The 11,397-nt window shown below is 47.1% G+C and carries 12 protein-coding genes; 3 read left to right on the plus strand and 9 right to left on the minus strand.

The window, feature by feature from the left end; genetic code table 11:
- Positions 1–318 precede the first annotated feature (318 nt).
- Complete coding sequence (locus KNQ14_RS12550; RefSeq protein ID WP_035398755.1) at positions 319–1,188, minus strand: nucleotidyltransferase-like protein; 870 nt, start codon at positions 1,186–1,188, stop codon at positions 319–321.
- A 114-nt stretch (positions 1,189–1,302) separates the two neighbouring features.
- On the opposite strand from KNQ14_RS12550, the gene KNQ14_RS12555 reads away from it, so the two are divergent.
- The gene (locus KNQ14_RS12555) at positions 1,303–1,665 is read left to right on the plus strand and encodes a DUF2614 family zinc ribbon-containing protein (protein ID WP_029340912.1); all 363 of its coding nucleotides are present in this window, start codon (positions 1,303–1,305) and stop codon (positions 1,663–1,665) included.
- A gap of 14 nt (positions 1,666–1,679) precedes the next feature.
- Here KNQ14_RS12555 and perR read toward each other — a convergent pair whose 3' ends face one another.
- The gene (perR, locus tag KNQ14_RS12560) at positions 1,680–2,102 is read right to left on the minus strand and encodes a peroxide-responsive transcriptional repressor PerR (RefSeq protein WP_369792039.1); all 423 of its coding nucleotides are present in this window, start codon (positions 2,100–2,102) and stop codon (positions 1,680–1,682) included.
- A 175-nt stretch (positions 2,103–2,277) separates the two neighbouring features.
- Between perR and KNQ14_RS12565 the strand changes: the two genes are divergently transcribed.
- Positions 2,278–3,576: a glutamate-1-semialdehyde 2,1-aminomutase gene (locus tag KNQ14_RS12565; RefSeq protein ID WP_214861207.1), complete on the plus strand. Its 1,299-nt coding sequence runs from the start codon at positions 2,278–2,280 to the stop codon at positions 3,574–3,576.
- Positions 3,577–3,625: 49 nt separating this feature from the next.
- Here KNQ14_RS12565 and KNQ14_RS12570 read toward each other — a convergent pair whose 3' ends face one another.
- From KNQ14_RS12570 to mutY, 4 genes are all read right to left on the minus strand, one after another.
- A complete protein-coding gene (locus tag KNQ14_RS12570; protein WP_055966722.1) occupies positions 3,626–5,359 on the minus strand; it encodes an ABC transporter ATP-binding protein in 1,734 nt (577 codons plus the stop codon).
- A 90-nt stretch (positions 5,360–5,449) separates the two neighbouring features.
- Entirely contained in the window at positions 5,450–5,992 is a 543-nt protein-coding gene (gene ntdP / locus KNQ14_RS12575) for a nucleoside tri-diphosphate phosphatase (RefSeq protein WP_023467311.1), read from the minus strand.
- A gap of 116 nt (positions 5,993–6,108) precedes the next feature.
- The gene (locus KNQ14_RS12580; protein WP_214861209.1) at positions 6,109–6,534 is read right to left on the minus strand and encodes an SRPBCC family protein; all 426 of its coding nucleotides are present in this window, start codon (positions 6,532–6,534) and stop codon (positions 6,109–6,111) included.
- Positions 6,534–7,550: an A/G-specific adenine glycosylase gene (gene mutY, locus KNQ14_RS12585; RefSeq protein ID WP_195865949.1), complete on the minus strand. Its 1,017-nt coding sequence runs from the start codon at positions 7,548–7,550 to the stop codon at positions 6,534–6,536. Before mutY ends, KNQ14_RS12580 begins: the two co-directional genes overlap by 1 nt.
- Positions 7,551–7,653: 103 nt before the next feature.
- On the opposite strand from mutY, the gene KNQ14_RS12590 reads away from it, so the two are divergent.
- Complete coding sequence (locus KNQ14_RS12590) at positions 7,654–8,637, plus strand: metal-dependent hydrolase (protein WP_023467308.1); 984 nt, start codon at positions 7,654–7,656, stop codon at positions 8,635–8,637.
- A gap of 45 nt (positions 8,638–8,682) precedes the next feature.
- On the opposite strand, the gene KNQ14_RS12595 is transcribed toward KNQ14_RS12590, so the two are convergent.
- The 3 genes from KNQ14_RS12595 to KNQ14_RS12605 are packed head-to-tail and all read right to left on the minus strand — an operon-like array spanning position 8,683 to position 11,393.
- Positions 8,683–8,955: a YfhJ family protein gene (locus KNQ14_RS12595; protein WP_023467307.1), complete on the minus strand. Its 273-nt coding sequence runs from the start codon at positions 8,953–8,955 to the stop codon at positions 8,683–8,685.
- A complete protein-coding gene (locus KNQ14_RS12600) occupies positions 8,952–9,272 on the minus strand; it encodes a DUF1811 family protein (protein ID WP_214861211.1) in 321 nt (106 codons plus the stop codon). Before KNQ14_RS12600 ends, KNQ14_RS12595 begins: the two co-directional genes overlap by 4 nt.
- Positions 9,273–9,332: 60 nt before the next feature.
- Complete coding sequence (locus KNQ14_RS12605) at positions 9,333–11,393, minus strand: ABC transporter ATP-binding protein (RefSeq protein ID WP_174316031.1); 2,061 nt, start codon at positions 11,391–11,393, stop codon at positions 9,333–9,335.
- Between the last annotated feature and the right edge of the window lie 4 nt (positions 11,394–11,397).

Genomic DNA, 11,397 nt, shown 5'->3' on the forward strand with positions numbered 1-11,397 from the left:
AGTCACGATTGACGAAGCTTGCGCTTCATTCGTTTTTGTATTCCGTAGAATACGATTTTTGCCTCATCGTTCAGTTTTCAAAGTTCGTCGTGTCGTTTTCAGCGACTTTAATAAGATATCACGGAATAACTTAAGCGTCAATCCCTTTTTGAAATCTTTTTTCTTTCTCGTCACCGTCCAGTGCGTGTTGCTCTGTCGACATGTATTAATATACTATCTCGGTATAATACCGTCAATAGTTTTTCTAAAAAAACTTTTGAAATCTTTTTCCTTCTATATATAGCCAAAACAACACATAGAAAAAAATAAAGCCGATCGTCATACGACCGGCTCATACGTTACGAGTTCGACCCCTGCTCCTTTAGTTGTTTGATACGAAATCCTGATCAGACCTTTTCGCATGAAGAAATCAATCAGACTACTTAAATCCACTTTGACTTCTTGCAGTCGCTCTTCTTCCATCAATTCATACATCGTCCAAGGACTTGTCCGCTCACGCATGATTTCAAATAAATAGCGTCCTCCCGATAAGACCTTCGACTGCAGAAGATGCTCAAGTCCAATCAAGGCGAGGTGAATACGTTGATCTAATGTCTCTTCACTCATCAATAATTGTTCATACAGTTTATAGACATCCGGATCGTCGAGTCGCGCTTGTTCCCAGACGACCGTCTCGGGATGTTTTCCTTTTTCCAGAACAGATAATCGCGCGAGATGATGTAATGCATGATGGACGTGTGTATAGGCATCATAATGATGTCCGCGACTGAACAAGTTCCTTCCGTCTTGGAAACGACGCAAAAGTTTAGCGAACGAAATCGTCATCTGTAAACATCTTTCCTCATCAGGAAAGTTTAATAGCTGCCGTTTTAAATCAACTAAGTAATCATTTCGTTCAAAAACGATCGTTCCTTCTGCAATCCAGTGAATCGCGCGTCGATTGGCATTTAACAAAATCCAGCGTGATAAGACATCTTCATGTACAAGGTGTAACGACACCTTTAGTGTATTCAGTCGATAATGTTTAATCGTCCACTCGACTTCTGGGTCTCTCGTGATGACGACAAGAAGTGTATCAAATTGATCCGTCAGGGAATCCCGCGGTTGCCGTTTCTCAACAGCAATGATCCCTTGTGTTTCGCGATAAGCCGCGTACTCCGAATAAATCGTTCGTGTTGCTTGTTCCATGTACTTCTCACCCTTCTATACGAACTCGTCGTTACCATTTTCGACAAAAAAACAAGCTTTCCTTCTTCAGGCAATCCCACTTCTTATGCTAGACTGACAACAGGGGGAATTCACTTGAAAAAACAACGTAAAAATAAAATAAACCGCGCGAGAAACTTAGCTATGTTTCTTGTGTTCGGTGGGATGCTCGTCATGTATGGCGGTCTATTACTCAAACAATTTGAAATCATCATGGTCTTACTCATGCTTCTCGGTTTCGTCATGGTTCTCGCCAGTACGGCACTCTATTTCTTGATTGGTCTGACATCAACGAAGGCAGCTGTCGTCACTTGTCCGAACTGCGGAAAAGAAACAAAGGTCCTTGGTCGCGTCGACTTATGTATGCATTGCGATGAACCACTGACGATGGATCCGTCTCTTGAAGGAAAAGAATTCGATGAAAAATATAATAAACATAATAAACGAGCTCCCCGCTAAGGCAGCTCGTTTTTTTATTGGACATTCGATTGACAGTCCGGACAAGTTCCGTACACTTCTAATCGGTGACGATCGACTTTAAAGCCCGTTAAGTGCGCCGCAACCGTTTCGACATCATCGAGCACAGGATAGTTGAAATCAACGATCTTTCCACAGTTCTCACAGATCATGTGGTAATGGCGTGTCGTAACGAAATCGAAGCGACTTGAAGCGTCTCCGTAATTCATTTCCTCAACGATTCCCTTTTCTCGAAACACGCGTAAGTTATTATATACAGTCGCCACACTCATGTTTGGAAAACGATGTTCGAGTGCACGATAAATCTCATCCGCTGTCGGATGCGTGTGTCCCGTCGTTAAATATTCCAAAATCGCGTGACGTTGTGGTGTCATTCGAACGCCTGATTCCCGAAGTGACTTCACGGCGTCATCCAGCATTTCGTTAGCCACGTCCATCCCCTCATTTCTATCTTTCATTGATTATCAGATTGTAATCTTTATAATTAGTCTACCTACAAATAGGCATTCCGTCAACGGCTCTGCACCGGATTTGACGTCCATGATACAATCATATCGTGATATTTTTCACGAATCATCGATTGGAGGAATCCTCATGTCTACCCACACTACACGTCCTACTTCAGAGGCGTTATATGAAATCGCACAAGAGTGTATCGTTGGTGGCGTCAACAGCCCATCCCGTTCATTCAAAGCCGTCGGTGGCGGCGCACCTGTCTATATGGAACGCGGAGAAGGTGCTTACTTTTATGATGTCGATGGCAATCGCTATATCGATTACTTAGCAGCCTACGGTCCAATCATCACGGGACACGGTCATCCTCACATTACGGAAGCGATCACCCATGCTGCCCAAAACGGTCTTCTTTACGGCACACCACACCGTCTAGAAATCGACTTTGCACATAAACTACAAAAAGCGATCCCTTCGCTTGAAAAAGTACGCTTTACGAACTCGGGAACCGAAGCCGTCATGACGACGATTCGTGTCGCACGTGCGTATACGGGTCGTGAGCTCGTCGTGAAGTTCAGTGGATGTTACCACGGTCACTCGGATTTGATGCTGATTGCAGCAGGTAGTGGACCGGCGACACTTGGTTCTCCTGATTCAGCTGGTGTCACGAAAGCGACGGCAAAAGAAGTCATCACGACACCGTTCAATGATATCGAATCGTACCGTCAAATCATGGAACAATGGGGCGATCAAGTCGCTTGTGTACTCGTTGAACCGATCGTCGGAAACTTCGGTATCGTCGAACCGCAACCTGGATTCCTTGCTGCGGTCAACGAAATCACGCATGCACACGGCGCACTCGTCATCTATGATGAAGTCATCACAGCCTTCCGCTTCACGTACGGCAGTGCACAAGAGTTACTCGATATCCGTCCTGATATGACGGCACTCGGCAAAATCATCGGTGGTGGTTTACCGATCGGCGCTTATGGCGGTCGCAAAGAAATCATGGAACACGTCGCGCCACTCGGTCCGGCTTACCAAGCAGGTACGATGGCAGGTAACCCAGCATCCATGGCTGCGGGTATCGCTTGTCTTGAATTACTTGAGAAGCCTGGTGTCTATGAAAAACTTGATCACCTTGGCGCCTTACTCGAACAAGGTGTGCTAGAAGCAGCAAAACGTCATGACGTCACGATTACGATCAACCGTCTAAAAGGTGCCATGACGGTCTACTTCACGGATGAAACAGTCATCGATTACGATGGTGCAGAACGTGCAGATAGCGAGATGTTCGGACGTTTCTTCAAATTGATGCTAGAAGAAGGCGTCAACCTTGCCCCTTCGAAATACGAAGCGTGGTTCTTGACGACGGAACATACGGAAGCCGACATCACAGAGACGATCGCAGCAGTCGATCGTGCCTTTGCTCGACTCTAAGTCCCCCCACTAAAAAAGCAGCGACCTCGCAAAGGTCGCTGCTTTTGTGTTATTCGACGAGTTCCAGATTTTGAATGGCATACAGTTCGAAATAAGCGCCTCGTTTTTGCATGAGGACTTCGTGTGTTCCGATTTCCGTAATTTGACCATTTTCGATGACGACGATCTTATCGGCATCGGTAATCGTTGATAAACGGTGCGCGACAGTAAACGTCGTCCGTCCTTTCGCGAGACGCGCTAACGAATCTTGAATCATCGCTTCGCTCTCTAAATCGAGCGCACTCGTCGCCTCATCCAAAATCAGAATCGGCGGGTTCTTCAAGAAGACCCGAGCGATGGCTAGACGTTGCTTTTGACCACCCGATAACTTGACGCCTCGTTCACCGACCGGCGTATGATAGCCGTTCGGTAACCGTTCGATGAATTCGTGGGCATTCGCTGCTTTTGCCGCTGCGACGACTTCCTCATCCGTCGCCTCCGGATTCCCCATCTTAATGTTCATCTGAACCGACTCACTGAAGAGAATCGACTCCTGCATGACCATCCCGATCTGATCGCGAAGACCACGCAACTTCAAGTCACGAATATCAACGCCGTCAAGCGTGATCCGACCGGCAGACACATCATAGAAGCGTGGAATTAAACTGACGAGCGTCGATTTCCCACCACCTGACATCCCGACGAAAGCAATCCGTTCACCTGCCTGAACGTCAAGCGTTAAGCGATCAATCGCTAGCTCGCCGCCTTCTTCATAAGCGAAACTGATATTTTCGAACTGAACGTTCCCGCGGACATCTTTTGGATCGCGTGCATTCGGTTTTTCCGTGATGTCATATGGCTCATCTAAAAACTCAAACATTCGGTCCATCGAAGCGATCGACTGCGTCAACGTCGTTGAGGAGTTGACGAGACGACCGAGCGGCGCATACAGACGGTCGATATAACCAATGAACGCAACCATCGTCCCGAGTGTCACTTGTCCGTTCAAGACGAAGAACGCCGCTGTCCCGAAGATCAGGATCGGTGCGAAGTCCGTAATCGTCGAGACGACGACGTACGTCCGCGCATTCCAGTTCGTTTGACGCAGCGCCGCTTTTAAGAACCCATCATTTTGATGTTTGAACGCTTTGTTCTCGTGCGGTTCGAGTGCAAAACTACGAATTACTGCCATGCCGTTGACCCGTTCCGTCAAATGACCTTGTAGTTCCGCAAGGGCTGCCGAACGTTCCCGTGTCAATCCGCGTAAGCGACCGTAAAAGAACTTAACGGCGAGGGCGTAGAATGGTAACGGAATAATGGCGACGAGCGTCAACTTCGGATCAATCGTCCACATGATAGCGATCGCAATGAAAATCGTAATCATATCAAGCCATAGGTTCATTAATCCCGTGACGACGAAGTCTTTCGTCTGCTCGACATCATTGATGATTCGCGAGATGACTTCTCCGGTTTTCGTATTCGAATAAAAACGAAGCGATAATTTCTGAACATGATCAAACAATCGATTACGAACGTCAAATAAAATCTTCGACGCTGACCATTGCGCGAGGTATTGACGGACGTATTCAAGCGGTGGCTTGACGATCAGGAAGATGAAGACACCCGCTCCGATCAAATACGCCAATTGTTTACTTTTTTCCGCCATCGGCATCGTGTTTCCAGTTAGGATATTGTCGATGATGTACTTATACAACAACGGAAGTCCAAGTGGGATCGAGAACTTGATGATCCCGACGAAGACCGTCAGGAGAATCTGTTTTTGATACGGCTTGACGAACGCCATATAGCGGCGGATCGAACCTTGTTTCTTACGTTTTGCTTGTGTTGCCACGTGTTTCACTTCCTTCAATTAAAAAAAGACGATGGCGAACCATCATCTCCGATATCTTGTTTCATATTCACGATACCACATATCCACGAAAGCCGGGTTGAATGGACCCTTCCGACTGCGAATCCACTGAATCAGGATTTGGACATTGTCTTTCAAAATACGATCAATCGCCTTCGGATAATTCATCTCGCGGCGATGTTTCTCATATTCGTCCTCATCGAGGATCATGTAGGACATGTCCGGATACACTTTGATATCTAAATCGTAATCAATGTACTTGACTGCTCGATCTTTCTCATCGAACGTAGAAGGTGATCCAAGATTGCAGTAATAGTAAATGCCATCCTCCCGAATCATACAAATGACATTGAACCAGAGTTCTGTTGAAAAGTAACAGATTGCAGGCTCTCGTGTTCGCCACTGACGACCATCCGATTCACTGACCATGATGCGGTCATTGAACCCAATCAATTCTTCTTCCGTCGATTTCAGCACGAGCGTTTCTTCCCAAACTCTGTGTAAGCTCCCGTTATGTTTGAAACTTTGAATCTCAATCTTGCTACTTTCTTTTGGGAATCGACTCATGTGCTACTCCTTTCTAAAGCGTTTTTCTTCCATTCTGTTATACTCTCGTGCTTATTATACCCATTTTCAGAACGCATGAAAAACGAAAGGGTATTTTTTCAGAAAAATGACGGAATTCAGGCTTGAAAGTGATTCAAAATCGCACTTTTTCGTTGTTTGAACATCGGTTTCAAGATGAATGCTTCAATGACGAAGGCGGGCAAGAAGGATGCATACGTCACTTCATCCACGAAAAAGACGCCAGATTCACGTTCTTCGACTCGGTGCACATGGCACCATGACCGGAATGGATATGGCACTTTTGTACCAACATCGACGAAGACATATTCTTCTACGAAAGGAATCCAAGACGTCCACGAGACAAATAGTGGAGGAACACCAACGCGTAAACGAATCGTATTTCCCGCTCGTGTCCGCGTATCGCCCGACGTCTTCACTTGTGGAAATACCGTCAATCGACTTAAGGCCTTGGCGTCACTTAAAAAATCCCACGCTTGTTCCTTTGATGTATCGACACGTGTCTCAAAACGAAAAGTATGCATTAGATTTCCCCCTTTAATAGTCGATCAATCTTCATTTGCGCGACAGATACCGGATGCGTCGCATATGTTTCCTGATCAACCAGTACCGTCTGGTCCGGCTGTTCCGTCACGCGATATACAGCAATTTCCCAAATCCGGTGTGAGAAGACATGTCGAACGTGTCCGACAAGCGTTCCATTACGATCTTCTTCTGCTTCTCGAAGTGGATATTGCCACATACCTGCGAGCAAGCCCGTTTCTGCTCGTTGTTCAATTGCGATTTTTCCGTTCGTTTCATAGACGAGAGCATCATACGGAATAATTTGCGTCTTCCCTTTCTTCGTCTTCACAGGTAGTTCTTCCTGTGCATTTCGATCATATGCAAAACAAACGTCTTGAACAGGACAGAGTCCACACATCGGAGACTTCGGTGTACAGACCATCGCGCCGAGTTCCATCAAGCCTTGATTGAAACTTGACGGGTCAGCCGGATCAATCAATTGATGTACCGCCGCCTCAAACAATTTCCGTGTCTTCGGTGCAGCAATGTCTTCATAAATCCCAAGTACACGCGAGAGGACGCGCATCACGTTTCCGTCTACAGCTGGTTCTGCTTGCCCATAAGCAATCGATAGAACCGCTCCTGTCGTATACGGACCGACACCCTTCAGTTGACTGAACAATTCCTTTTCGTCCGGAACGATCCCATCATATTTTTCAACAACTTCCTGAACCGCGATTTGAAGATTCTTGACACGGGAATAGTACCCTAAGCCCTCCCAGTGCTTCAGGACTTCACTTTGATCCGCTTCTGCTAAATCATGCGGTGTCGGAAAACGTTTCGTAAAGCGCTCGTAATACGGAATGACTGTATCGACGCGCGTTTGTTGAAGCATGATTTCACTAATCCAGATATGATATGGGTTTTTGGTTCTTCGCCATGGGAGATCCCGCTGTTCACGAAGGAACCAGGCAATCAGTTCTGTGGTAAATTGTGTTTTATTAAAGTTTGTGAAATATTCTTGAACGACAGTCAAAAGGTTACCTCTTTTCTCTTGGATACGATATATTTATTAAAAATTACTCGGCAGAACCTCGATGGATTCACCATCACGATTTTATAGAAGGAGCGAATTCGCATTGGATACTGGTACGCATATCGGCATGGGACTTTGTCTCGCCGCCATCTCGACGCTACACCCTGACGTCGCAGCGAGCACGACGATGTTTGCTGCCGTGACGACGACGGCGCTCGTCGGCTCACACGCACCGGACTTCGATACTGTCTTTAAGTTTAAAGGAAACAGCGCCTACTTGCGTCAACACCGTGGAAAATCGCACGGGTTGATCGCTTTGCTCGCCTGGCCGTTATTACTTTCAATCGTCATCGGCACGTTATTCGGTGTACCTCCGACTTCATTATGGCTGATGGCGCAGATCGCTGTCGCTCTTCATGTCTTCGTCGATCTGTTTAACGCTTACGGTACACAAGCCTTACACCCGTTCAAAAAATCCTGGATCGGTTGGGGTGTCATCAATACATTTGATCCATATCTGTTCACGATGTATTATGCCGCGTTCGGGATTTGGCTACTAACGAGAGCGACGATCGTCATCTTCCCGATTTTGATCGCCATCGTCATCATCTATTACGCTGTGCAGTTTAAGTTACGAAACGATGCCCTCGCGACCGCAGCCCGCTATTATCGCGGCGCGCATAAACTGTTCATCTCCCCTGGCATGAAATGGGATGAGTGGCATGTCGCGGCACGTTTACGCGATGAGTATTCTGTCGTTAAGATTAACAGTGGAACGGTCGTCGAATGCGGAAACTTTCGGATCAAGGACGAACCACACGGTGACGCCTTGTACGAAATCGTCAAACAAAACGCGGACTTGCAAGCGTTTCTTGAGTTTTCGAAGATTCATACGTATACGGTCTCACGAAAGGACGGTATTGTCGAATACCGCTTTACGAACTTACGTTACTTCACGAAGGAAGTCTATCCATTCGTTGCCGTCGTCAGAATCGACGCTGCCACACAAGAGATCGTCAGCTCCTATACCGGCTGGGTGTTTAGCGAACGGACCTTGCAGAAAAAACTGTTCATCCCTGCATTATAAAGACAAAGCTCCGCGCAACGGAAATCCCGATGTGCGGAGCTTTTTTCATTCGACGTTTCGACCTGTCATCAAATGCTTGAATTTTTCGTTCGTCGTATTAAACCGGTGTAACATTGCCCCGTGCTGTTTAATCTGTTGTTCGACGAAATGAACCGCGACGGCTTCACCTTGATATTTCTCACCCGCGCGCGCGAGTGTCGCTTCGAAATCCTCCCACAGCACTTCGACCCACGTCAGTGCTTCTTCCGGGGTTAATACTTCATTCACTTGCAATAATTCTTCGGCCAGTTGCTGAAGGGCTTGTTCTCGATTCGTCATGTCTGTTCTCCCTCTCCTGTGAATAACGCGAGCGGAATCGCGACTTCCTGAGCGGTTCCTTCAAAATGTCCCCAGCCCATGACGCCATTGACGAAGTGTAACTCAAATCGTGCCTCTTCTCCTTCGATTCGGTAAAAGGCTCCCCGTTCGAATCGTTCCGGATCAATCAAATAACTTTTCGCAATGGCGATTTTTCGCGTCACGACTTCCACTTCACTGACGTTCCCGTGTTGCTCCGCTTTTCGTTTTTGTTCACTTAATTTCGTGATCAACATCTCAAGCTCGTATTTCGATAATTGACTCATCCGTGTCTCCATTACAAAAACTCCCCCTCTTCGTTTTTCAGTATAAACGAAAAGGAGGAGAAACTGGATGGATTAGCTTGATTTCAATTCAAGATTCCGTTTACTTTGTAACGCATACATTTTCGCATAAATCCCGGACGTTGCAAGGAGCACATCATGAGATCCTCGCTCGACGATCCGACCATGATCGAGAACAAGAATCTCATCCGCATCCTTGATCGTCGACAAGCGGTGGGCGATGATGAACGTCGTCCGCCCTTTCGTTAACGTCAGCAAAGCATCCTGAATGACCGCTTCCGTTTCCGAGTCAACGCTCGCTGTCGCTTCGTCAAGAACTAGGATCGCAGGGTCGAACGCTAGCGCACGGGCAAAACTGATCAACTGCCGTTCCCCCGCTGATAACGTGGCACCTTTTTCGATGACTGGTTCATCGAGCCCGTTCGGTAAACGATCAATGAACCGATCCGCACCGACAGCTTCGATCGCTTGTCGTACTCGTTCTTCGGAAATATCAGGATTGCCGAGTGTGATGTTCGAGCGAATCGTTCCTGTGAAGAGGAACGGATCCTGTAGGACGATCCCCATATGCTCACGGACCGCTTGTTTCGGTAAAGTCGTCACGTCCTGTCCGTCAATCAACAACTGTCCTTTTGACGGATCATAGAAACGCATCAGCAAGTTCATGATCGAACTTTTCCCACTGCCCGTGTGTCCGACGAGGGCAATCGTCGCGCCAGGACGAGCATCGATTTGAATCTCACGTAATACGGGATTTCCCGCTTCATAACTAAATTCGACGTCCTTGAAGGACACCGCCCCTTTAAACCGAGCAACACGACCTTGTTCGACCGGCTCTCCCTTTTCGTCGAGCAACTGGAACATTCGGTCCGCTGACACGAGTGCTTGTTGTAGCGGTGACAGCTGATTCATGATTTGGGTGACCGGTTCGAATAACCGGGACACGTAATCGATATACGCATATAAGATCCCGAGCGATAAAAACGAGCCGTTCGTCAGACTTTTCCCACCGACGACCCAAATCAACAAGGCGAGCGTCAAGTTTTTCAAAAAGTAGGATAAGTTGTGGGACATCAGGGCATCAAGTCGTAACAACTTTGCCCGTGTCTGATAGTTCTCTTCGTTCTTTTGTTCGAATTCAGCAAGGACTTCCTTCTCACGTGCATAAGCCTGAATGATCGGCATCGTCTGGATGTTCTCATTCAGTTGACCATTCATGTCGGCAACGAGGGAGCGGACCTTGAAGTTGTTTTTCGTCGCGAGTTTCTGGAACAGCTGAATCCAGAAATAGACGATCGGAATGATGATCAGCGAGACTAGTCCTAATCGATAATCGAGGAAGAACATCGCAACGAGAATCCCCGCCATCGTGATGATCCCCGAGAAGACCCGGGCGAGCACACCGAGATATAGATCGCGAATCGTTTCCGTATCATTCGTGACGCGACTGACGATTTTCCCGATCGGTGTCTGGTCAAAATAACGAACCGGTAACCGTTGCAGATGCGTAAAGACATCAAGACGCATCCGTTTAATGATTTTATGAGCAGATCGCTGGAGCAAGATTTGCTGAATCCAGTTCAAACCAGCTGCTACTAGCAGCAAGAGGACGTAGATCAAGGACAACCAGCCGATTGCTTTTAAGTCTTTTGAATAAAAATCATAGACCTGTCCTTGTGTCAGTTTTTGAATATTATCATACGTGTAGACGTCGTCTCCACGCGTGACCGTCATCGTATTTCCACTGATTTTCCGCTCTCCTCCACTGACGACTTGTTTCGGTACGAAAAAGTAGCCGTTGGTCGTTTGGACGATCGAGACGGATTGAACGATCTGACTTTTCGAGACGTCTTGTGCTTTGGCGAACTGACGGCCGTCATACGTGACCGCTCCGTCCGCTTTAACTTCGACCCAGTCCTTCTCAATTGCCACGATATGTTCATCAATGATGACTTTGGCAATATACGGACCTGTCAATTCCGCTCCGACTGCCAGTACGAGTAGAAACAACCCTAAGAAAATCGCTTGTTTCTCATGCATCGCATAGCGGATCAACGAACGGATCGTCGTCTTCCGACGTGCCGGATCGAGTTGGTATAATTCTAATTCATTCATGCAG

The sequence above is a fragment of the Exiguobacterium sp. s161 genome (assembly GCF_018619045.1).
Classification (GTDB): Bacteria; Bacillota; Bacilli; order Exiguobacteriales; family Exiguobacteriaceae; genus Exiguobacterium_A; species Exiguobacterium_A indicum.